The 22,291-nt window shown below is 63.9% G+C and carries 18 protein-coding genes and 2 tRNA genes; 9 read left to right on the top strand and 11 right to left on the bottom strand.

Features of this window, described 5'->3' with window-relative positions; translation table 11 throughout:
* Positions 1-272: 272 nt before the first annotated feature.
* The 10 genes from IEX78_RS14075 to dnaA all read right to left on the bottom strand — a co-directional run bounded on the left by IEX78_RS14075 (position 273) and on the right by dnaA (position 13,600).
* The gene (locus IEX78_RS14075; RefSeq protein WP_188829319.1) at positions 273-1,205 is read right to left on the bottom strand and encodes an acyl-CoA dehydrogenase family protein; all 933 of its coding nucleotides are present in this window, start codon (positions 1,203-1,205) and stop codon (positions 273-275) included.
* A gap of 69 nt (positions 1,206-1,274) precedes the next feature.
* Positions 1,275-1,347: transfer RNA gene (locus IEX78_RS14070), tRNA-Ala, on the bottom strand.
* Between the two features lie 155 nt (positions 1,348-1,502).
* A tRNA-Ile gene (locus IEX78_RS14065) sits at positions 1,503-1,576 on the bottom strand.
* Between the two features lie 112 nt (positions 1,577-1,688).
* Entirely contained in the window at positions 1,689-2,663 is a 975-nt protein-coding gene (locus IEX78_RS14060; protein ID WP_188829318.1) for a DUF3566 domain-containing protein, read from the bottom strand.
* A gap of 42 nt (positions 2,664-2,705) precedes the next feature.
* Entirely contained in the window at positions 2,706-5,213 is a 2,508-nt protein-coding gene (gene gyrA, locus IEX78_RS14055) for a DNA gyrase subunit A (RefSeq protein ID WP_188829317.1), read from the bottom strand.
* A gap of 54 nt (positions 5,214-5,267) precedes the next feature.
* Entirely contained in the window at positions 5,268-7,292 is a 2,025-nt protein-coding gene (gyrB, locus tag IEX78_RS14050) for a DNA topoisomerase (ATP-hydrolyzing) subunit B (protein ID WP_188829316.1), read from the bottom strand.
* 267 nt (positions 7,293-7,559) lie between these two features.
* Entirely contained in the window at positions 7,560-8,093 is a 534-nt protein-coding gene (locus IEX78_RS14045; protein ID WP_188829315.1) for a DUF721 family protein, read from the bottom strand.
* 100 nt (positions 8,094-8,193) lie between these two features.
* Positions 8,194-9,372 (bottom strand): DNA replication/repair protein RecF, encoded by a 1,179-nt coding sequence (recF, locus tag IEX78_RS14040; RefSeq protein ID WP_188829314.1) that lies wholly within the window; start codon positions 9,370-9,372, stop codon positions 8,194-8,196.
* 14 nt (positions 9,373-9,386) lie between these two features.
* Complete coding sequence (dnaN, locus tag IEX78_RS14035) at positions 9,387-10,562, bottom strand: DNA polymerase III subunit beta (RefSeq protein WP_188829313.1); 1,176 nt, start codon at positions 10,560-10,562, stop codon at positions 9,387-9,389.
* A 758-nt stretch (positions 10,563-11,320) separates the two neighbouring features.
* Entirely contained in the window at positions 11,321-13,600 is a 2,280-nt protein-coding gene (gene dnaA / locus IEX78_RS14030; RefSeq protein ID WP_188829312.1) for a chromosomal replication initiator protein DnaA, read from the bottom strand.
* 612 nt (positions 13,601-14,212) lie between these two features.
* Here dnaA and rpmH point away from each other — a divergent pair.
* The 9 genes from rpmH to IEX78_RS13985 all read left to right on the top strand — a co-directional run bounded on the left by rpmH (position 14,213) and on the right by IEX78_RS13985 (position 20,966).
* Positions 14,213-14,356, top strand: coding sequence for a 50S ribosomal protein L34 (gene rpmH / locus IEX78_RS14025; RefSeq protein WP_082393360.1), 144 nt, complete (start codon positions 14,213-14,215; stop codon positions 14,354-14,356).
* A gap of 31 nt (positions 14,357-14,387) precedes the next feature.
* Positions 14,388-14,813 carry a ribonuclease P protein component gene (rnpA, locus tag IEX78_RS14020; RefSeq protein ID WP_188829311.1) on the top strand — a complete coding sequence of 142 codons (426 nt, stop codon included), beginning with the start codon at positions 14,388-14,390 and terminating at the stop codon, positions 14,811-14,813.
* Positions 14,810-15,100 (top strand): membrane protein insertion efficiency factor YidD, encoded by a 291-nt coding sequence (yidD, locus tag IEX78_RS14015; RefSeq protein WP_188829310.1) that lies wholly within the window; start codon positions 14,810-14,812, stop codon positions 15,098-15,100. Before rnpA ends, yidD begins: the two co-directional genes overlap by 4 nt.
* Positions 15,101-15,104: 4 nt before the next feature.
* Positions 15,105-16,193, top strand: coding sequence for a membrane protein insertase YidC (gene yidC, locus IEX78_RS14010; protein ID WP_188829309.1), 1,089 nt, complete (start codon positions 15,105-15,107; stop codon positions 16,191-16,193).
* A gap of 31 nt (positions 16,194-16,224) precedes the next feature.
* Positions 16,225-16,782, top strand: a complete 558-nt coding sequence (locus tag IEX78_RS14005) for a Jag family protein (RefSeq protein WP_229683953.1) — start codon at positions 16,225-16,227, stop codon at positions 16,780-16,782.
* Positions 16,783-16,868: 86 nt separating this feature from the next.
* Positions 16,869-17,597 (top strand): 16S rRNA (guanine(527)-N(7))-methyltransferase RsmG, encoded by a 729-nt coding sequence (gene rsmG, locus IEX78_RS14000; protein ID WP_188829308.1) that lies wholly within the window; start codon positions 16,869-16,871, stop codon positions 17,595-17,597.
* A gap of 444 nt (positions 17,598-18,041) precedes the next feature.
* Complete coding sequence (locus IEX78_RS13995; protein ID WP_308426538.1) at positions 18,042-19,037, top strand: ParA family protein; 996 nt, start codon at positions 18,042-18,044, stop codon at positions 19,035-19,037.
* A gap of 40 nt (positions 19,038-19,077) precedes the next feature.
* A complete protein-coding gene (locus tag IEX78_RS13990) occupies positions 19,078-20,145 on the top strand; it encodes a ParB/RepB/Spo0J family partition protein (RefSeq protein WP_188829307.1) in 1,068 nt (355 codons plus the stop codon).
* 77 nt (positions 20,146-20,222) lie between these two features.
* Entirely contained in the window at positions 20,223-20,966 is a 744-nt protein-coding gene (locus IEX78_RS13985; protein ID WP_188829306.1) for a GNAT family N-acetyltransferase, read from the top strand.
* Between the two features lie 63 nt (positions 20,967-21,029).
* On the opposite strand, the gene IEX78_RS13980 is transcribed toward IEX78_RS13985, so the two are convergent.
* The gene (locus IEX78_RS13980) at positions 21,030-22,235 is read right to left on the bottom strand and encodes an N-acetylmuramoyl-L-alanine amidase (protein WP_188829305.1); all 1,206 of its coding nucleotides are present in this window, start codon (positions 22,233-22,235) and stop codon (positions 21,030-21,032) included.
* Positions 22,236-22,291: the final 56 nt, after the last annotated feature.

Below are 22,291 nucleotides of genomic sequence, written 5' to 3'. Positions count from 1 at the left end.
GTTGCTAGACAGCACCTTTAGCGAACGAGTCGGATAAACGGCCGAGCGAAATCGCCCTGGACCAGTGCAAACCTACCGGCACGTAACGCACCGAAGTGACACTCCGCAAGAAATTTCTCTGTTGCGCGTCCCCGAATTGGCCAGACATCGCGTAGGATCATTCACGTCGGCCCCTCCCCCCCGGGCCGACCTTACGCGGGCCTCGGCTAACTCCCCCCCTTCGCCGAGGCCCGCTCCCCATTTTCCGGGCCGTTTTAGCGAGTTAAAACTAGCTACGAGCTCCGCGTTCCAGACACTGATTTCCAGGCGGCAGCCAAGCGCAGCGCCCGCACCTTCCCTGCCACCCCAAGCAGCGGAGTGTCGCGCTCCCAAGCCGCCACCGTTTCCGGGTCAACCGATTCCCACAGCGGCTCTAGATCCGCGAGCAGCGCGGCGAGCTGGTCAAAAACTCCACCAAGGGCGATGTGCACGCCCGCGCAGTTCGCTTCCGCGTCACCGCTCAGTCCACGCACCGCCGCAAACACCGCTAGGAGGCGCTCTAACGCCACATTCGGCCAATTCGCAACCCTGCCCACCCGTACCAACTGACCAAGCACAGCGGCAAGGACGTGCAAGTCCTCGACAGTGCGGAAAGGCTTCAAATAATCGGTGTAACCATCGCCGGGTAGCAACTGCCCAACCACGTCGTCGAAACGCACGCTCGCGTGTGGGATCTCTGGCGCGAACGGCAAGGCGTCCAGCGGCGTCACCGTGACGCCAATGGCGTTCGCGGGTACCCAGACCGCGCGCAGCAGCGGCTTGTCGTCCAGCACACCCGCTACCGCGATTACCAAGAACCGGGTCGCGAACTCGCCAAGGGTGGCGAAGGTCTTGGTGCCGCGCACCACTCCGTCGCCGTCGACGGTGGTCGTCATCGCCGACGGACGCCCACCACCAGCCTCAGTCGCGCACATCGACGCCAACTCGTCGTTGGCGATCGGCCACACCAGCGCGCGCAACGCCTCCTGATAGCCGCCGAGAAACGCCGAACCCATTGTGGTGCTGTCGAATCCAGCAACGGCGGCACGGTCGATGGTGGCTTCGAACGCACCCGCGCGCTCACCGTGACGCGCCAACATCGCTGGGGTGTCAAGCCGGTCCGAATGCAGGCGGCCAGCGGGACTCGGCGTAGCGGTGACGAGGAAGTCGAAAACCGAAGCGTTCACGGGCACTGAGCGTAAGGGAAAGCAAAAAGCCCGCTCCCCCACGGTGAAATGTGGAGAAACGGGCGATTGTGGAGCCTAGGAGATTCGAACTCCTGACATCCGCCTTGCAAAGGCGGCGCTCTACCAACTGAGCTAAGGCCCCGAGTGTAGGTAGGTTAGCGAGCGGTGACTTCGTGCCACACGTCGGCGCTTTCCTCACGCTTGCGGAATTTAGCGAGACCGACCAGAACCGCGATGACAACACCGACAGTAAGGACAAGTTTCATAATTCCCACCTTAACGGGTGTTTTTCGGGAGTGGGCCTAGGAGGACTTGAACCTCCGACCTCTTCGTTATCAGCGAAGCGCTCTAACCGCCTGAGCTATAGGCCCGTACCGTGTTGTTTCCAACGAGGAACGAGGTTACCCTACCGCACGTCCAATAACCAAAACGGCCGGTCAAACCCTGTTTTTGGGTCGACCGGCCGCTGTGGAAAACCGATGCCTAGTCCGGGTCAGCCAGGGTCACCTGGATGCCACCGACCAGATCGCAGCACTGGTTGTAGATGAACACACCAACGGTGGCGAGCGCCGTGAAAAGCACCACGTTGATAAGTCCGATCACGCCCGCATAGCCGAAGATCGTGCCCGCGTCGATGAGACTCGAACCCGAACCGTCCGGGTTGAGCATCTCGCCGAGGCTCGAATCGAGGTTGTCCCACACACCCATGCCCGCGAGCACGATGTAGAGCAGACCAACCGCGAGCATCCACACGAAGAACAGCGCGACGCTGATGACCAGCGTGATCTTCAACGTGGACCACGGATCGATGCGTCGAATCTGCACCGTCGCACGCAGCGGGTCACCCGATGATGCGGCAGCGATCGCGACCGGACCGGCAGGCGCGGTCGCCGACACGGTACGGGCGCTCGGCGTTGGGATCTGCGCCATCGGTAGCCCGGTCGCGGCCGCGGGGGGCGCTTCCGGGGTGGGGTGACGCACCTCAGACAGGTCGGGCATGTCCTTGACCAGCTCAGGACGCGCGATCGAGCGAGTAGGTCCGTCGATGCCGACCGACTTCACCATCGCCGCTTCCTTGCGCGCGGCCTTGGCGGCGAGGTCGGCGGTGGTGCGGGCGTTCGACCCGCTGCCCTTGAGCCCACCGCCGCCGAGTCCGCCGCCGCTACTCGCTGGTGCCGACTGACCCGACGACCTACCCGAGTTCGGCGACTCGCCGGGCCGGTACAGGTTCGACTGCGGCTCCCGCTGCGGCAGCTGCGCCCAACCATCCTGGTACGGCGAGGATTTCGCCTTCACCGTCGGCGCATTCGAGCCCGACGGCTCAGCGGATTCCGGTGCCGCCGACTCAGCGCCACCCTGACGAGGGATCGGCCGCGGCTGGATCGGAGAAGAGGCCACCCGCTCGGTGACGCCGTTGGTCGAGTTCCGATCGTCGTTCGACTGATTCGGTGTGGTCAATGGAATCCTCAGATCCGTTCGTTGCCGCCGCTGATGTGGTTGTTACGCCGTGGCCGCGTCACCGTTGAGCTGATCGGGATCGGGCTCGTCGGCGTTGCGTGCGATCGCTAGCAAGGTATCGCCATCCGCGAGGTTCATCAATCGCACGCCCTTTGTTTGGCGTCCGGCTTTACGAACTTGTTTAGCTGCGGTGCGGATGACGCCACCCACCGAAGTGATCGCGTACAACTCGTCTTCGTCGTCGACGATGAGCGCACCAACCAGGCTGCCACGTTTCGGGTCGTATTGGATTGTCAATACGCCTTTTCCGCCACGGCCTTGCGCGGTGTACTCCTCGATCGCGGTGCGCTTCGCGTACCCGCCAGCGGTCGCGACCAGCAGATATGTCTCCGGACGGACCACATTCAGCGAAAGCAATTCGTCGTCGGCGTTGAAGCGCATGCCCTGGACGCCGGACGTGGCGCGGCCCATCGGACGCAGCGCTTCGTCGGTCGCCGAGAAGCGAATCGACTGGCCGTGCGCGGAAACGAGCAGCAAATCGTCTTCGGCCGAGCACAGCACGGCACCGACAAGTTCGTCGTCGTCGCGCAGGTTCACCGCGACGATGCCGCCGGAACGGTTGGAGTCGAAGTCGGTGAGCTTGGACTTCTTCACCAGGCCGGCCCGCGTTGCGAGCACCAGGTAGGGCGCGTCCTCGTAGGTCTTGAGCTGGATGATCTGTGCGATCTTCTCATCCGGCTGGAACGCGAGCAGGTTGGCGACGTGCTGACCACGCGCGGTCCGGTTGGCTTCGGGCAGCTCGTACGCCTTCGCGCGGTACACGCGGCCCTTGTTCGTGAAGAACAGCAGCCAGTCGTGGGTGGACGACACGAAGAAGTGCTTGACGATGTCGTCCTGCTTGAGCCCAGCGCCCTGAACACCCTTGCCGCCGCGCTTCTGCGAGCGGTACAGGTCGGTCTTGGTGCGCTTGGCGTAGCCGGTCTCGGTAATGGTGACGACGACGTCTTCGCGGGCGATGAGGTCTTCGTCGGCAACGTCGCCATCGGCGGCGATGATCTTGGTACGCCGCTCGTCGCCGTGCTTTTCGACGATCTCAGCAAGCTCGTCGCGCACGATCGCACGCTGACGCTCGGGCTTGGCGAGAATGTCTTTGTAGTCGGCGATTTCCAGCTCGATCTTGGCAAGATCGTCGACGATGCGCTGACGCTCAAGCGCGCTCAAGCGACGCAGCTGCATCTCAAGAATCGCGTTCGACTGAATCTCGTCGATCTCAAGCAGCTGCATCAGGCCGGTGCGCGCGGTGTCGGTGTTGGCCGCCGCGCGAATAAGCGCGATGACCTCGTCGAGCAGATCGAGCGCCTTGACCAGGCCGCGCAGGATGTGCGCCCGCTCTTCGGCCTTGCGCAGCAGGTAGGTGGTGCGACGAACGATGACCTCAAGCTGGTGATTCACGTAGTGGCGAATCATCTGATCGAGGCGCAGCGTGCGCGGGACGCCGTCGACGATCGACAGCATGTTGGCGCCGAAGCTGGTTTGCAGCTGGGTGTGCTTGTAAAGGTTGTTGAGCACAACCTTGGCAACCGCGTCGCGCTTGACCGTGACGACGATGCGCATGCCAACCCGGTCCGACGACTCATCGTGGATGTCGGAGATGCCCGCGATCTTGGCGTCTTTGACCTGCTCAGCGATGGAGTTGACGAAGTTGTCGGTGTTGACCTGGTACGGCAGCTCGGTGATGACAATCTGCGTCTGACCGCGACTGCCCTCTTCGATCTCAACGACACCGCGCATGCGGATGGACCCGCGACCGGTGGTGTAGGCGTCGTGAATGCCCTGACCGCCGACGATCAGGCCGCTAGTCGGGAAGTCAGGGCCCTTGACCCGTTCCATGCACGCGGCGAGGGTGGATTCCTCGTCGGCCTCGTAGTTCTCCAACGCCCAGTAGATGGCTTCGGCGAGCTCGTTGAGGTTGTGCGGCGGAATGTTGGTTGCCATGCCGACGGCGATGCCGTTGCTGCCGTTCATCAGCAGCGCGGGCACACGCGCGGGCAGCACGGTTGGCTCTTGGGTCTTGCCGTCGTAGTTCGGCACGAAATTGACCGTCTCGTGGTCGATATCGCGCAGCATTTCCATCGCGAGCGGCGTGAGCCTGCACTCGGTGTAACGCATAGCGGCCGCGCCGTCGTTGCCGCGCGAACCGAAGTTGCCCTGGCCGTCGACCATTGGGTAGCGCAGCGACCACGGCTGGGCCATGCGTACGAGCGTGTCGTAAATCGACGCGTCGCCGTGCGGGTGGAAATTACCCATCGTGTCGGCGACCGGTCGGGCCGACTTCACGTAGCTGCGGTCGGGGCGGTAGCCGTTGTCGTACATCGCGTAAAGCACGCGGCGGTGTACCGGCTTGAGGCCGTCACGCACGTCGGGCAGCGCGCGCCCGACGATGACGCTCATGGCGTAGTCGATGTAGCTCGACTGCATTTCGTTCTGGATATCGACCGGCTCAATCCGGTCGCGGCCGCCGCCTGCTGGCGACAGGGTGACTTCAGTCATCGGTTCTCCTAAGCGGGTAGACGTGTGCGGGCGCGCCCAAAAGCGCTGCGCCGCTTACACATCCAGGAAGCGGACGTCCTTGGCGTTGCGAGTGATGAAGCTGCGACGGGCCTCAACGTCTTCGCCCATCAGCACCGAGAACAGCTCGTCGGCCGCTGCCGCGTCGTCGAGCGTGACCAGGCGCAACACACGCACGTCGGGGTCCATGGTGGTCTCCCACAGTTCCTTGGCGTTCATTTCGCCAAGACCCTTGTAGCGCTGAACGCCGTCGTCCTTGTTGATCTTCTTGCCGGAGGCCAGGCCGGCTTCGAGCAGCGCGTCGCGCTCACGGTCGGAGTAGGCGAACTCCGGCTCTTGACGCAGCCACTTGAGCTTGTACAGCGGCGGCTGAGCGAGGTAGACGTGCCCCTGCTCGACGAGCGGACGCATGAACCGGAAAAGCAGCGTGAGCAGCAGCGTCGCGATGTGCTGACCGTCGACGTCGGCGTCGGCCATCAAGATGATCTTGTTGTAGCGCAGCTTCGCGATATCGAACTCGTCGTGGATGCCCGTGCCGAACGCGGTGATGATCGACTGGACCTCGTTGTTCTTGAGGACGCGGTCGATGCGGGCCTTTTCGACGTTGATGATCTTTCCGCGCAGCGGCAAGATGGCCTGGTACATCGAGTCGCGACCCGACTTGGCCGAGCCGCCAGCGGAGTCGCCCTCGACGATGTAGATCTCGCACTTGCTCGGGTCTTTCGAGCGGCAATCAGCGAGCTTGCCGGGCAGGCCACCAAGGTCGGTTGCCGACTTGCGACGCACCAACTCACGCGCCTTACGCGCGGCAACACGAGCCTGTGCCGACGAAACCGCCTTCTGCACAATGGTTTTCGCGTCGGCGGGGTTGGACTCGAACCAGTGCTGCAGGTGCTCGTTGCACGCGCGCTGCACGAACGACTTCACCTCGGTGTTGCCAAGCTTGGTCTTGGTCTGGCCCTCGAACTGCGGCTCGCCGACCTTCACCGAAACGATCGCGGCGAGACCCTCACGGATGTCGTCGCCGGTGAGGTTGCCGTCTTTTTCCTTGAGGAGCTTCTTTTCCTTGGCGTACTTGTTGACCACCGTGGTGAGCGCCGCGCGGAAACCCTCTTCGTGGGTGCCGCCCTCGTGGGTGTTGATGGTGTTGGCGAAGGTGTGGACCGACTCGGAGTAGCCCGAGTTCCACTGCATCGCGACCTCAAGCTCGTGGCCGGTGCCCTTCGCGGTGAAGCCGACGACCGAGTTGTGGATAGCCGTCTTGGTGCGGTTGATGTGCTTGACGAAGTCGACGAGGCCGCCCGGGTAGTGATACGTACGGGTCTTGACCTTGTGCTCGACCTCGGCGGCAGCGACCTCTTGAGCGTCCTTGGGCGCTTCAGCGGTGTCGCTAACCACCTCGTCGGTGACCTCGCCCGCGGCGACGCGCTCGTCGGTGAGGGTGATGGTGAGTCCCTTGTTCAGGAACGCCATCTCCTGCAAGCGACGCGCGACCGTCTCGAAGTTGTAGGTGGTTGTCTCGAAGATCTCCGGATCAGCCCAGAACCGGATGGTGGTACCGGTCCGATCAGTCGGTTCGCCCTGAACGAGCTTGCCCGGCTTCGCGTCCTTGTACGTCTGGCTCCAGTGGTATCCGTCGTTGTCGATCTCGGCTTCGAGCTTGCTCGACAGCGCGTTCACCACCGAGATGCCGACACCGTGCAGACCACCGGAAACCGCGTAGGAGTCCGAGTCGAACTTGCCGCCCGCGTGCAGCTGAGTCATGACGACCTCAACCGTGGGAATGCCCGACGCGTGCATCCCGGTGGGGATACCGCGGCCGTCATCGACGACCTCTACGCCGCCGTCGGCGAGCAGTTTGACGTCGACGCGCGTGGCATGACCTGCCATCGCCTCATCGACGGAGTTATCCACAACCTCCCAGATGAGGTGGTGTAGACCGCGCTCACCCGTTGAGCCGATGTACATACCGGGGCGCTTGCGCACCGCTTCGAGACCTTCGAGCACGGTGATTGAAGACGCACCGTACTGCCCCGTTGAGTTGGAGTCGTTGGCAGCCACTGGTAGGTAGCTCTCCTTACTTGCTTCATCCCTGGCAGGCGTCGCGCCGCACGGCACGTGCTTGTGAGAGGTTCGCCGCTGGTTACGGTTCTATCGTACTGGTAAGCCCAACTTACAGTGCACCTACGACACCCCTAACGCTGCCGTGAATGCAAGAAAATGACTACCGGCGACTCGCTTCGGCCACCAAGGGGTTTGCGTGCCGCAGAGTTGGCGTGAGACTCGCGTTTGCCCGTCTGGTTGACGCAAGCCCAGGTCACAGCATGGTTATCCGTAGGTATCGCGTGGGCCACGGCCCTTGATATGGCGCTCACCCTTGCGCCAACTTGGCGCTTGCGGACCGGTAATTCGCAGCGAAGTGACGACGCCATTGCCGACCGCGGCCGCGATTTTCGCCAGGATTTGGGGCTGCAACATGCGCAACTGTGTGGCCCACGCGGTGGATTCGGCCGCGATTTTCAGCACGCCACCTTCCAACGTGAGCGGCGTTGCATGTGACGCGATGTCTTCGCCAACCACGCTCGGCCACCGCCCGAAAACCATGCCTTCGGCAACGCGCCCCGACCAGCCACGGCTCTTGGCGATCGAGCCAGTGAGCGAGGCGAGCAGCTGTGGGTCGCGCTGATCGGGGCCAGCGCCGGACCAACCCGAGTACTTGCGGCCACCAGCTCGGAGGCGACGAACCGGGGACGCGCGACCTTGCCCAACCGATTTACCGTTGGCCTTCGCGGCGGCACGTGCCTCTTCAAGCGCGCGACGAGCAAGATCGATCCCACGCAGCTCTGGCTGTTCGGAGGTCACGCGAGTACCGCCTTTCGCACGCTGAGAAGGAGAAAAACGCCCGCTGACCGCGACGTTGGGTGCGGACGGAGTCTACGCGCAGCCACCGACAAGAACGCGATCAGCCGCTGAGCTCGGCAGACTCGACGTGGGAGGTGCGCCGGTCGGCTTCGCCGGTCGTGCTCACGCGCAGCGGTCGGGCTTCCAGCTCGGCTGGCACGTCGTCAGCGACGGCGGCGGTGATGAGTACCTGTTCGGCACCAGCGGCCACCTCGGCGAGCGCGGTGCGACGACGGCGGTCGAGTTCGGCGAAGACGTCATCGAGCAGCAGGACCGGCTCGGTACCCGCACTGCGAAGCAACTCAAACGACGCGAGCCGCAACGCGAGCGCGAACGACCACGACTCCCCATGCGAGGCGAAACCCTTCGCTGGCGAGCTGCCGAGCATCAGGTCGAGATCGTCGCGGTGCGGGCCGACAAGGCACACGCCGCGATCGAGTTCCTTGCCGCGCGCGGCAGCAAGTTCGCGCAACAGGATGTCGTGGAGCACGGCCTGGTCGTCGGCGGCGGGTGGTCGCGCTGGGTCGAGCAATTCCGGTGGCAGATACGACGAGCGATAACCGATTGCGGCAGGACGACTTTCGGGCGCGATCGACGAATACGCCTGTGCGAGATGGGGATACAACTCATGCACCAGCTTCAACCGTTGCGCGAGCAAGATCGACGCGTGCTCAGCCAAGTGGCCGTCCCATACGTCGAGTGTGCTCAGATCCGAGCGCGAACGAACTTGTCGCCCAGCGGTTTTCAGCAACGCCGACCGTTGCCGCAGCACCTTGTCGTAGTCAGCGCGCACGCCAGCGAGCCTGGGCAAGCGGGCTGTGGATAACTCGTCAAGGAACCTGCGCCGCTCGGTCGGGTCGCCGCGCACGAGTGCCAAATCCTCGGGCGCGAACAGCACCGTCTGCAAGATTCCCAGGATCTCGCGCGGCCGACGCACCGGCGACCGATTGATCTGCGCACGGTTGGCGAGACCGGCCTTGAGCTCGACGTCAATGCGCAGCTCACGACCGATATTCACCACCGAAGCACCGATGCGCGCCTGCGGGGCACCTACCCGGATCAGCGGCGCGTCGGACGAAACCCGGTGTGAGCTAAGCGAAGCCAAGTACCCGACGGCTTCGAGCAGATTGGTTTTGCCGTTGCCGTTAGCCCCAATGAACACCGTGCGGCCTGGGGATAACTCCACCTCGGCAGCTTCCCAAGAACGGAAGTCCCGGACCGAAAGTGTGCGGACGAACATCCGGCGGCGAGCTGCTAGCCCGGAAGCCGGACCGGCATCAACAGGTAGATGTAGGTGCTTTCCAGCGCGGCGAACGCACCGGACTCCAGCACCTTCGGCTCCTCGTCGGAAGCGGGGAGCAGCACAGCGGGACGGCTAGGCGTGGTGAACCCGAACGTGACGCGGTCGCTGTGCAGCGCCGACAGGCCCTCGGTGAGATAGCCGGGGTTGAACGCGATGGTGAGCGGCTCGCCACGGAAATCGGCTTCCAGCCATTCCTCAGCGCGACCAGCGTCGTCGCCACCTGCCGACAGCAGCACGCCATCGGTGGAGAACTCAAGCCGCACCTGCGCGCCACGCTCAGCGACGATGGAGACGCGCTTGATGGCTTCCGACAGCGCGGCGACCGGCATCGTCGCGATGGAGGTGTGTTCCTTGGGGAGCAACTGGCGGAACTTGGGGAATTCGGCGTCGAGCAGGCGCGTCGTAGTGCGACGACCAGCGTTGACGATGCCGAGCAGACCATCGGCGCCACCGCCCGAACCGAGCGAAAGCTGAACGGGCGCATCGGAAGAGCCGAGCGTCTTCGCCGACTCCGAGAGCGTGCGCGCGGGAATGAGCACCGCGGTTTCGATATCGGCGCGGGCGGGCTGCCACTGCAAATGCCGCACCGCGAGACGGAAGCGGTCGGTTGCGGCGAGGACCACGTCGTTGCCCTCGATCTCCACCCGGATGCCGGTGAGCATGGGGAGTGTGTCGTCGCGACCGGCGGCAACGGCAACCTGGCCAACCGCTTCGGCGAAAACATCCACAGTCACTTCACCAGTTGCCTGGGGAACTTCGGGAAGCTGGGGATAATCCTCGACCGGCATGGTTGGCAGCGAGAACTTGGCGCTGCCACAGCTGATGAGCACGCGAGTGCCATCGACGGAAACATCAACAGGCTTGTTCGACAGGGCCTTGGTGATGTCGGCGAGTAGCTTGCCCGAGACCAACACCTTGCCTGGACCGGCGACCTCAGCGGCGACGCGCATCTGCGCCGACACCTCGTAGTCGAAGCCGGAGACGGTGAGTCCGTTCTCATCAGCGACGAGCAGCACGCCACCAAGCACCGGGACAGCGGGGCGCGAAGGCAAGCTGCGCGCTACCCACGCCACTGACTCAGCGAAGTCCTCTCGAGCGACCCGAAACTTCATGCTGGCAAGCTCCATCGCCCGTTTGTCCTCTCCGAGTTCGGAATACGTGTGCGGCAAGTGCGTACGCGGCAACCGCGCTTCGAGTCTCGCACAGGGGGCCGACAACCAGACGGTACCCGGATGTCGGTACTACACAACCCCCGGCCCACCTGAGCGCGCGTGCTCGTCTGATCGACCTTCTGCCGTCCTTGCCCGCTTGTGTCGGGACCACTCGCCGCGCCGAGCCTCAACCTCGAAATTCCACAACGCCTGTTTTTAAAGAATCTCTTCTCTTGAGAGAACCGCAGTAGTAATAGGGCCTGTGGAAACTGTGTAAATCTCCTGTTTTCGCAGGTCAGACGGTGTGTCGCCCTGTGGATGAGTTGGGGACAGCTCGAGGATGAAATGTGGACACCTGTGGACAACCAAAGTTATCCACATTTCATCCTCGAGTTATCCACCGATTCATCCACCGATTTTGGCTAGTTGTCCACACCTTCGTGCACACCCCTGCTGGCCTGTGGACAGGGTTGTTGATTCCTCGAGGATTCCACAGGAATTCCACAGGGCACCTTCGCACTCGAGGCCAGGTCAGCCGGGGGTTGTCCTGTTAGTAACTCTGACGGGCCAAAAATGTGGATAACGCTCTGTGCACATGTTATGCACAGGCAGCATCAGCACCCTGTGCATGAATCGGTGGATAACCTGTGCATAACCCTGTGTGGAAAGTGTGGATTCCACAAGGCAAAAAAGAACACCGCCCCAGGTCAGAGGCGGTGTTCGAATGTTGATAACTAGCGAGAGCGCTGCTTGATGCGGGCTGTGAGTTCTTGCACTTGGTCATAGACGCGGCGACGCTCGGTCATCTCCTTGCGCACCTTCTTTTCGGCGTACATGACCGTCGTGTGGTCGCGGCCGAACGCCTGGCCGATCTTGGGGAGCGAGAGGTCGGTGAGCTCGCGGCACAGATACATCGCGATCTGCCGCGCCTGAGCGAGCGGACGTGCTTTGCCAGGGCCGGTGAGCTCGTCGAGCGAGGTATTGAAGTACTCGGCGGTGACGGCCATGATTGTCGGCGCGTTGATGTCGATGGCGGTGGTATCGGGCATCAGGTCGCGCATGACCACTTCAGCGAGCCCGATGTCGAGCGGAGCGCCATTAAGCGACGCGAACGCGGTGACGCGAATGAGCGCGCCCTCAAGCTCGCGAATATTGCGCTCAACCCGGCTCGCGATGAGTTCGAGCACGTCATGCGGCACGTCGAGGCGGTCCATACGCGCCTTTTTGCGCAGGATCGCGATACGCGTCTCCAGCTCGGGCGGCTGCACGTCGGTGATCAGGCCCCACTCGAAGCGAGTGCGCAGCCGTTCCTCAAGCGTGGCCAGCTGCTTAGGCGGCCGATCCGAGGAAACGACGATCTGCTTGTTGGCGTTGTGCAGCGTGTTGAAGGTGTGGAAGAACTCTTCCTGGATGCCTTCCTTACCTTCAATGAACTGGATGTCGTCGACAAGCAGGATGTCGGTCTCGCGGTAGCGCCGCTTGAACGCGACCTTGCGGTCGTCGCGCAGGCTGTTGATGAAGTCGTTGGTGAATTCCTCGGTCGACACGTACTTCACCCGCATGCCGGGGAACAGGCGCTGGGCGTAGTGACCAGCCGCGTGCAGGAGGTGCGTTTTGCCCAAACCTGAAGCGCCCCAAACGAATAGGGGGTTGTAGGCACGGGCGGGAGCTTCGGCGATCGCGACAGCGGCAGCATGTGCGAATCGGTTCGACGCGCCAATGACGAACGTTTCGAAGGTGTACTTCGCGTTCAGGCTCGCTGACGAGTTGGCCTGTGAAGGTGCTTCGACAGCCTTGTTGAAATAGGTAGGCCAGTTGGCGCGGTCGCCGGATTCCTCTTCGCCTGCCGATCGCGGGGCATCTGACTTGTCCGCTTTCGCGTTGCCTGCCTCGTCGTCATCACGGGCTAGTCGCTGCGACGCGGTCTCCGGCGTGAACAGCGACTCCTGGCCGGGTGGCGTGTGGTCGCGACGCGACGAACCGCCAGCCTCGCGGCGTGACTGGCCCGTGGACGGCGAAGCGGCAGGCGGCGTCGCGTTGTCGTGCTGCGGGCGGAACTCACCGCGCCCACCGAACTCTGGCTCACCTCGTCCGCCGAACTCAGCGCCGGAGCGGCCACCGAACTCCTGACCCGCGTCGCCACGACCGCCGAACTCAGCGTCGCCACGCGCGTTGAACTCAGCGTCGCCGCGTCCGCCAAACTCCGGGCTGGCTTCACCGCGTCCGCCGAACTCACCGTCGCCGCGTCCGCCGAACTCCTGGCCAGCACCGTTGCGCCCACCGAACTCCTGACTCGGGTACTCCCCGGTCGGGAACGAATCCGGCGCGAACGACTCCGCGGCGAAGGAATCGGCGGCGAACGTGTCGGCGGAGAACGAATCCGGCTGGAACGACTCGCCCGTTTCGTCGCCCGACTGCGCAGCGCCCGAATACTCGCCGTCGCCGGAAAACTCGCGCCGACCATTGCCACTCGAATCGCGACCCTGGAAATACTGATCCCCACCAGGGAAATCAGTGGCCGCGGGGAAGTCGGTGCCGTATTCACCGTCGGGGTAATCGCCGTAGCGCGGCCGTCCGTACTCTCCGCGCTGCGCGTAGTCAGGCATGCCGAAGTCGGGGCCTGGGTAGCCGGCGGGCGGGCGGGCCGACTCGCGCGACTGGTTCGATCGCGTCGTCATCCGCGCGTGCCGACCGTTGGTCGGGGTGCGCTCCCCCGCGCCAGGAACCGGCGCGGCGATGCGCACGCCAAGTCCTTCGACCTGGGGGCCAAGGCGACGGGCAAGAGAACGCAGAATAGGTTCGCGCAAATCGCGCTCGATAGCTTCTTGGGCAAGTGAGGATGGCACCGACAACAACGCGAAACCCTGCGCGACCGTCAAAGGCTTCACCAGCTTCAGCCACGCCTGCTGCGCGCGACTAACCGCGGTGATCGTCCCGTCGGCCGAACCCGTCGTGAGCTCAGCCACCACCTCGGGCCAAACCTTGGCGAGCACGTTGGGCTCGTCGTCGTGCATGCGGCGTCCTCCCCGGACCAATTAGTTGGGGCCCACGGCGGAATACCAGCGTCGTCGGGATACCCGAATATGCCACTGCGGCGATCTATCCACATAATTATCCACAGATGTGGACAAACCTGGGGATAGAGCGAATCGCGCCAGCTCGTGGCGGTGAAGGGGCTGGACCTGCGGATCAACAGCAATCCCCCGGCTACGGAGATTAGCGCCTAGCCGATCCCAAGCCAAGTGGTGTGGACGAACTCACGAAAAGTAGCCCAAGACACCGGCGAGACGCGTGCGTGTCGCAATTGTTCGGCGTGTCGTGTCGCGGTTTTCTTGACCGCAAGGGCCGCTGACCAGCCCCGACCCGGCCTCGGGTACTCTCGACGTCGTGCCTGCGGTGACTGGCATACCCGCGCGTCGGAGCAATCTAGCGCTGCGGGGGTCGAGTTTGACCGGCTTGTTCGGTACCCGTACCCTCGTACAGTCACCCCTTGGTGCGGTGATCGCTAGCTTGTGCCTGCGATCACGACTGTCGCCAAGGCCGTTTGCGCGGTCCACCGCGCAGACCGAAATCATTGAACAACTTAGGTGCCATAGCGGTGCCTGCCTACTCAAGGAGTGTCGACCGTGGCCAAGGGCAAGCGGACGTTCCAGCCGAACAACCGTCGTCGCGCGCGCGTGCACGGTTTCCGTCTCCGTATGCGCACCCGTGCGGGTCGCGCCATCGTTTCGGCGCGTCGCCGTAAGGGCCGCACCGAGCTGACTGCCTGATCGCGCAGCCGGGTCCGGGTCGGACGCTCGGGTGTTACCTGAGCCGTATCGGTTGCACCACCGTGCTGAATTCTCCCGCACGGTGCGCCGCGGTCAACGAATCGGGAGGCGAGATTTCGTCGTTCATGCGTTCACGCATGTCTATGACGATGTCTCAGCGCTAACTCCTGACGACATTGCCCGTGCCGGTGGTCCCCGGTTTGGATTGATCGTCAGCAAGGCGGTGGGAAACTCGGTGGTTCGCCACCAAGTGGCCCGCCGCCTGCGTCATATCTGTGCCCAGGTGAGCGCCGATCTGCCCGCCAACACCGACGTGGTGTTGCGGGCGAATCCGAGCGTCGCTACGGCCGATTCCGCAGACCTGCTGCGCCAATTGCGTTCAGGTTTGCGCAAGCTTGGGCTGTCGTCCGATCCCGCGCCAACGCGCGACCGCACGCCTGCCGCTAGCGCGACATGAGCCGCCTCACCAGATTTCCCGCCGACGCACTCATCTTCATGATCGAGCTGTATCGGACCTACGTCTCCCCCACCCGGATGCCGACGTGTCGGTTCACCCCAACGTGCAGCGAGTACGCGGTGACGGCATTGCGCACCCGCGGACTACTGGTCGGGTCGGCGCTGTCGGCCGTACGGCTGGTCAAGTGCGCGCCGTGGCACCCTGGCGGGTGGGACCCCGTGCCTCAACGCGGGGCTAAAGCCTGCCAAGGACGCGGTGCGTCCACCTCCAACGACGGGAGTACTTAGAGCCGTGCTCGACTTCATTTATTGGCCGGTATCCGCGATTTTGTGGTTCTGGCACAAGGCATTCGGCTTCCTCTTTGGTGCCGACAGTGGGCTCACGTGGAGCCTCGCCGTGGTGTTCCTTGTGTTCACCCTGCGCATCGTGCTGTACAAGCCCTTCGTCAAGCAGGTGCGAACCACCAAGCAGATGCAGGAGCTGCAGCCCAAAATCAAAGAGCTGCAGAAGAAGTACAAGAACGACCGCGAGGCGATGGCCCGCGAAATGCAGAAGCTGCAGAAGGAACATGGCTTCAACCCGCTCATGGGTTGCTTGCCGGTCCTCGCGCAGGTTCCGGTGTTCCTTGGCCTGTTCCATGTGCTTCGCTCGTTCAACCGCACCGGCACCGGCTGGGGTCAGCTCGGCATGTCGGCCGAGCAAAACGCGAACACCCCGAACTACATCTTCTCGGCGACCGACGTCCAGTCGTTCCTGAGCGCCCGTATCTTTGGCGCGCCGATTTCCGCGCACATCACCAGCCCGATGTCGGAGCTGCAGGCGTTCGCCGACTTCGGTGGCATCCCGACCAAGCTCAGCATCGCCGCTGTCGCGATTCCGCTGATGATCATCGCGGGTCTCGCGACGCACTTCAACGCGCGCGCGTCGGTTCAGCGCCAGACCCCCGAGGCCGCCGCTAACCCGCAGGCCGCGATCATGAACAAACTTTCGCTGTGGGTCTTCCCGCTCGGCGTGCTCGTCGGTGGTCCGTTCCTGATGATCGCGATCCTGCTCTATTGGGTCGCCAACAACATCTGGACCTACGGTCAGCAGCACCTCGTCTTCGGTCGCATGGCCAAGGAAGAGGAAGCGAAGGCGGAAGAAGAGAAGGCACGCAAGGCCGCTGCCCGCACCGAAAACACGCCGAAGCCGGGCGCTAAGCCGGTCGATGTGCGGAAGAAAACCGACACCGATTCGGTCGAAGGCGCGAGCACCAACGGCCGCGCGTCTACCAACGGCACCGCGAAGCAGCCCGCTAAGCAGGGCGGCCAACGTAGGTCGGGCGGCGGCCAGAAGCGCCCGGGCAACCGGGGCCGAGCGAACCAGAAGCGCAAGCGCTGAGCCGCGACGCGGCTACGGATAGAGGAGACCAATGACTGTTGAGACGCAGACCGACGGTTCCGACGCCCCCGAGGCGGCGGTGGTTGACGCGGTGAACGAGACCGTGCGCGCTTCGTCGATCGACGCCGAAGAAGCGTTGATCGAAGAGGGCGAGATCGCGGGCGACTACCTCGAGCAGTTGCTCGACGTGCTCGACTTCGACGGCGATATCGACCTCGACGTTGAAGGCGACCGCGCGGTGGTCAGCATCGACGGCGGGCGCGACCTGTCGAAGTTGGTTGGCCGCAACGGTGAAGTGCTCGACGCGCTGCAGGAGCTCACCCGCCTCGCGGTGCAGCAGGCGACCGGCGTGCGCAGCCGCCTGATGCTCGACGTTGCCGGTTGGCGCGCGCAGCGTCGCAACGACCTGAGCGCGCTCGGTGTCGCGGCGGCGAAGCGGGTGCTTGAGTCGGGCAAGCCCGAAGCGCTGTCGGCGATGACCCCGTTCGAGCGCAAGATCGTTCACGATTCCATCGCCGACATCGACGGCGTGGCAAGTGAGAGCGAAGGCGTCGAGCCGAACCGCCATGTGGTGGTCGTGCCCGAGTAGGCTGACGTTCGCCTGAAATAGGGCCTCCGGTCTCGGACCGGGGGCCTTATTCATGCCTTCCGCTCCCAGAAAACCACTGAAGAAGGATGTTTCACGTGGAACGAGACCCGGGTGCCCCCGCAGCCGACGCCGAACCGCCCGCAGCCGCGGCGCAAGTTTTCGGTGACCGGCTCGACCTTGCTCGCCGCTACTACGACGCGCTCGCGAGCGCGGGCGTGGAACGCGGGCTGATCGGTCCGCGCGAGGTCCCCCGACTCTGGGAGCGGCACATCCTCAACTGTGCGGTGATCGGCGAGTTGATCGAAGAGGGCGCGTCGGTCGTCGACGTCGGCAGCGGCGCTGGCCTGCCCGGCATCCCGTTGGCCATCGCGCGACCGGACTTGCGCATCACGCTCGTCGAGCCGCTGCTTCGCCGGACCATCTTCCTTAGTGAGTTCATTGAGGAGAACGATCTCGGCATCACCGTCGTGCGCGGGCGCGCTGAGCAGAGTGGCGTGATTAAGGAAGCGGGTGGCGCGGATGTCGTCACTTCGCGCGCTGTCGCTCCGCTCGCGAAGTTGGCGCACTGGTCGCTCCCCCTGCTGCGCGATCGCGGGCACATGCTCGCGCTCAAGGGATCAAGCGCGGCAGAAGAATTGGAGCGCGACGGGGCTGAGCTAATTCGCGACGGCGCGACGGATCTTCGCGTTGTTGGTTGCGGCGCGGGGATTGTCGAAGTGCCGACGCTTGTCGTGAGCGCGGAACTCCTCCCCCGAGCCGAGCGACCAAGTCGTCGCGCCGAGCGAAAGACGGAACGAAAGTCGAAGCGGCGCTAGAACGTTTCGTAACGTGACGAAACGGGGTGGGTATCCGAGGTACACCCCGTGCCGCCGCTGTTTTCGACTGTTTCACGTGGAACGCGCGCGGGGCTGTTGAAGATGAACCACTTGCCTTCGAGCCGAGTTGCGCTCGGGCGAAGCAGTACTCGGGCCTGTTGCGCGAATCAGGGCTGGCGCGAACGCGGTTCGCTCTCCGCGAAGATTCTGTCTCTGTTTCCCGTGAAACATCGCAACCCAGGCAATTTCGACGAGTTTGGGTGTGTCGCAACCGGCGTGCCGCATTTCAGCTTTCCTAAGTGGGATAGTGCTGGCAAGCTGTTCACAGTCGGGCGGGTGTGAACTCTTTTCCGAGTTCCCTACCGACACAATGTTCGTGACGACACGGCGCCGACGCTCGTCGGGGATACGTGATCTTGCAGTTTCTCGGGTTAGGAGCTTTCTATGTCGAGCGGTCCGGCGAATGTTTCACGGGAAACAGGGTCACGGGTCCCGGGGATGCTGGACTCCAGCAGCTTCGATGCGGAGACTTTCGGGAACACTCCTTTCGGGCACATTTCCCCATCCGAGACCCCGATCGCGGCGGAAGCGCAACGCGCCAGCCAGATTCTGCACCCAGGAAAGGTAACTGTGCCGAAACCCCGCGAGCAACGGATCATCACCATCGCCAACCAGAAGGGTGGCGTCGGCAAGACGACGACCACCGTCAACCTTGCTGCCGCGCTTGCGCATCAGGGCATGACGGTCCTCGTCGTCGATCTCGATCCGCAGGGCAACGCGAGCACCGCGCTCGGCGTCGCCCATCACTCGGGGGTGCCGTCGAGCTACGAGTTGCTCATCGGGGAGGTCAAGGTCAAGGACGCGATTCAGGTCAGCCCGCACAGTGAGCGCCTACTTTGCGTCCCGGCGACCATCGACCTCGCCGGTGCGGAAATCGAACTCGTTTCGATGGTCGCGCGCGAAGGTCGACTGAAGACGGCGATCCAGGACGCGGCAACGGCCGGTTTCGATATCGACTACGTCCTTATCGACTGCCCGCCTTCGCTCGGCCTGCTGACGGTCAACGCGCTCGTCGCGGCCAAAGAAGTGCTGATTCCGATCCAGTGCGAGTACTACGCGCTTGAGGGTGTCGGCCAGTTGCTGCGCAACATCGGCCTCGTCCAGGCGCACCTCAACCCCGAGCTGCACGTGTCGACCGTCTTGCTCACGATGTACGACGGCCGCACCAAATTGGCCGACCAGGTGGCCGAAGAAGTGCGTAATCACTTCGGCGATGTGGTCCTCAAGGCGATGATCCCGCGCAGCGTGAAGGTCTCGGAAGCACCGGGCTACGGCATGACGGTGCTCGATTATGATCCAGGCTCTCGCGGTGCGATGAGCTACATGGACGCCGGGCGCGAGCTGGCTTCCCGTGCACAAGTAACGCAAGACGCGTCGTAATCGTGGGTCGAGTGCACAACGAGGAAGGGATCGGTAGCCGATGAGTCAGGCGAAAAAGGGCGGTCTAGGGCGCGGGTTGGCCGCTTTGATCCCGACGGGTCCGGGCGCGACGCCCGGCCTGAGTAGTGCGGCGGCCAGCGTCATGGGGATCACGCCGATCGGCCCACAGCCGGCGCCGGTGTTGCATAGCGTGCCGAACACCGACGACGAGACCGACGTCGAAGCCGACGCCACCACCGAGACGGCCGACGCGGCCGACCTCGTCTCCCCCGCCGGGGCGATCTACCGCGAAATCCCGGCCGAACAGATCGAGCCCAACCCACGCCAGCCGCGGCAGGTCTTCGACGACGAAGCGCTTGCCGAACTGGTCCACTCGATCCGCGAGTTCGGGCTCATGCAGCCGATCGTCGTACGGCGGGTCGAGTCGGGTACGACCGGGGGAGACAAGTTCCAACTCGTCATGGGCGAGCGCCGTTGGCGCGCGTGCCAGGAGGTCGGGCTCGCGACGATCCCCGCGATCATCCGCGACACCGACGACGGTTCGATGTTGCGCGACGCGCTCCTTGAGAACATCCACCGCGTCCAGTTGAACCCTCTCGAAGAGGCTGCCGCGTATCAGCAGTTGCTTGAGGAGTTCGACGTCACCCACGAGGAACTGGCTTCGCGAATCGGCCGTTCTCGCCCGGTTGTGACGAATATGATCCGTCTGCTGAAGCTGCCGATTCCGGTCCAGCGCAGGGTTGCCGCCGGGGTGTTGTCGGCAGGGCACGCTCGCGCGCTGCTCGGGCTCGACGCTGGCGCCGATGCACAAGAGGTACTCGCGGCACGCATTGTCGCCGAGGGCCTTTCGGTTCGGGCAACTGAGGAAGCGGTCACGCTGGCCAATCGTGAGCCTGCCGACTCCGCTCCCCCGGCGCCGAAGCGCAGGCCGATTCACATGCCGGGGTTGCAGGAGGTGGCTGAGCGGTTGTCGGGTTCGTACGACACGCGCGTCACGGTGAGCCTCGGTAAGCGCAAGGGCAAGATCGTTGTCGAGTTCGGTTCCGTCGAAGATCTCGAGCGCATTGTGGCGCTGATGGAGCAGGTCAACCCCGAAACGTCACTGTGACGGAGAGGTTGGATTACTGTGGATAGTGATGTGTCGTGAGCGTGGATGAATCGGACAGCTGGAGGCTGAGCAGAGCGGTGTCGACCAGCGTCACGGCATTGACCCTCGACGGACTCGATCAGCTTCCGGCGCACACCCGTCGGTGTGTGTTCTGGGAACTCGATCCCGCTGTCGCCGCCGATTCCCACGGATTGTGCGATCCGGTTTTCGAGAAGGAAGCCTGGCTATCGACGGTCATGCTTGAGTGGGGTTCGTGCGGGCAGGTGGCACACGTGGAAGGCAGCAGGCCAAGCGATCGCAATATCGCTGGCTGCGCGCTCTACTCACCGCCGAGCGCGGTGCCGCGCGCCTCGCTCTTCCCCACCTCCCCAGTAAGCCCGGATGCGGTCCTGCTGACCACGCTGCAGGCCGAATTCCCCTACGAGGAGGCCGATGTAGCCCATCGGCTTATTCAGGCCGTGGTGGCCGATCTGGTGCGTCGTGGCGTTCGTGCCATCGAGGCATTTGGCATTCGCAACGGGCCAGCGTCGAGTTCGGTTGCCGATCGCGGCTTCGGTTCGTCGATGCGGTTGATGGAACGCATCGCCGCTCCCCTGCGCGACCCGGCTGCGGCGACGCGGTGTACGCCCGAGACGTGCATGATCGACGCCGACTTCCTCGAAGACGTCGGTTTCGAAGTTGTCGCCCAGCATCACCGGTTCCCCCGACTGCGGTTGGAACTCAACACCGACCACCTGTGGAAGGAAGACGTCGAACGCGCGCTCGACCAGTTGCTCGCCGCCGCGTCGATGACTCCCCCGGCACGGGTTGGTGTGTTCTAAAGCCAGCGAATAAGAAAACGGCCCCACGGAGATTTCCGTGGGGCCGCTTTCGTTTACAGATACTTACGCGGACCCCGCGGAGTCCGCGGCAGCCATCTCCTCAGCGAGCAGTTCGGCGAAGGTGTACGTGCCGGTCGGCTGGTCGTCCTGGCCGAGCAGGTACAGCCGCTTCACCGCGACGAGGATCGCCTCGGCGACAACGTCGAGCTGACGCGGGTTGGTGAGTAGTTCGGCGTCGGCGGCGTTGGTGAGGTAGCCAAGGTCGATCTGGACGGTCGGCATCTTGGTGAGCCGCAGAATGTCCCAGGTGCGCTGATGCGTGCGGCAGTCCTGCAACGCCGTACGCGCGACCACTTCGCGCTGAATGAACCCGGCGAGCACCTGACCGATCATCGAAACCGAGCCATGCGAATTGCCGTAGTAGAACCCAGCGACGCCCTGTGCCGCCGGGTTGTCGCTGATCGCGCAGCGCAGCGAAATCATGAGATTGGCGTCGAACGAGTTGGACGTTTCGGCGCGCTCAGCGTCGGTGGGGTTGGCGTCGCGACGACGCGAAAGGAACGTTTCCATTCCGGTCGCGGCCATGCGGCCTTCGAGCCGAGACGCGAGGCCCCACAGAATTTCCGACTCGTACACGTCGCCGAATTCGGTTGGGACAGCGAAACCTTGGTCGGCGCCGCCGAAACCGGGATCGATGACAATGCGCTTGCCAGTGAGCTGCGGGCCCGCCCGGTGGACGACCTCTTCCTCAGCGATGCGGTGCGGGTTGCCGCCCGTGACGCGCGCGCCGAGCAGTTCGAGCGAACGAAGCGTGTCGGGACCACAGATCCCGTCGTCGGAAAGCCCGATCTCGCGCTGGAACGCGGACAGCCCCTCGTGCGTGCGCTGACCAAAGAACCCGTCGACGCGGTACACGTAGAAGCCGAGGTCTTGCAGCCGGTGCTGAAGCTGGGCGACGTCGTCGCCGTAGAGCGGCGCTGACAGTTGATAGATCAGCGTGCGGGCACCCAGCCGGTAGGAGGCTTCCTTGAGCGCACGATAGGTGGCAGGACCGACGACGCCGTCGACCAGCAGGCCGCGCTGTTGCTGGAACGCGCGGACCGCCGAGTCGAGTGGGGCGTCGAACACCGCGTCGGTGTCTTGCCAATATTCGCGTGCGGAGTCGCCGTCAGTGGAGTCATGCTGGGGATGCAGGAAACCGATGCTGGCGAGGGTGCTCCGAACCTCTGCGACGGCTGGACCTGAATCGCCGTGACGAAGTCGGTGCATGCTTTAAGAGCCCTTTCCTTCGACCGGAGCGTCCGTCGATTGTCTCAGACCCCGAC

It is taken from the genome of Nocardia camponoti (assembly GCF_014646135.1).
GTDB lineage: Bacteria > Actinomycetota > Actinomycetes > Mycobacteriales > Mycobacteriaceae > Nocardia > Nocardia camponoti.
This window is presented reverse-complemented; position numbering and strand designations above follow the sequence as displayed.

What these genes read in the sequence shown, in the direction of transcription:
- IEX78_RS13995 (WP_308426538.1), top strand. Translation starts at nt 18,042, where the DNA reads ATGTCGAGCGGTCCGGCGAATGTTTCACGGGAAACAGGGTCACGGGTC.
- dnaA (WP_188829312.1), bottom strand. Translation starts at nt 13,600, where the DNA reads ATGCACGACGACGAGCCCAACGTGCTCGCCAAGGTTTGGCCCGAGGTG.
- IEX78_RS13980 (WP_188829305.1), bottom strand. Translation starts at nt 22,235, where the DNA reads ATGCACCGACTTCGTCACGGCGATTCAGGTCCAGCCGTCGCAGAGGTT.
- IEX78_RS13990 (WP_188829307.1), top strand. Translation starts at nt 19,078, where the DNA reads ATGAGTCAGGCGAAAAAGGGCGGTCTAGGGCGCGGGTTGGCCGCTTTG.
- yidD (WP_188829310.1), top strand. Translation starts at nt 14,810, where the DNA reads ATGAGCCGCCTCACCAGATTTCCCGCCGACGCACTCATCTTCATGATC.
- gyrA (WP_188829317.1), bottom strand. Translation starts at nt 5,213, where the DNA reads ATGACTGAAGTCACCCTGTCGCCAGCAGGCGGCGGCCGCGACCGGATT.
- recF (WP_188829314.1), bottom strand. Translation starts at nt 9,372, where the DNA reads ATGTTCGTCCGCACACTTTCGGTCCGGGACTTCCGTTCTTGGGAAGCT.
- rsmG (WP_188829308.1), top strand. Translation starts at nt 16,869, where the DNA reads ATGTTTCACGTGGAACGAGACCCGGGTGCCCCCGCAGCCGACGCCGAA.
- IEX78_RS14005 (WP_229683953.1), top strand. Translation starts at nt 16,225, where the DNA reads ATGACTGTTGAGACGCAGACCGACGGTTCCGACGCCCCCGAGGCGGCG.
- dnaN (WP_188829313.1), bottom strand. Translation starts at nt 10,562, where the DNA reads ATGGAGCTTGCCAGCATGAAGTTTCGGGTCGCTCGAGAGGACTTCGCT.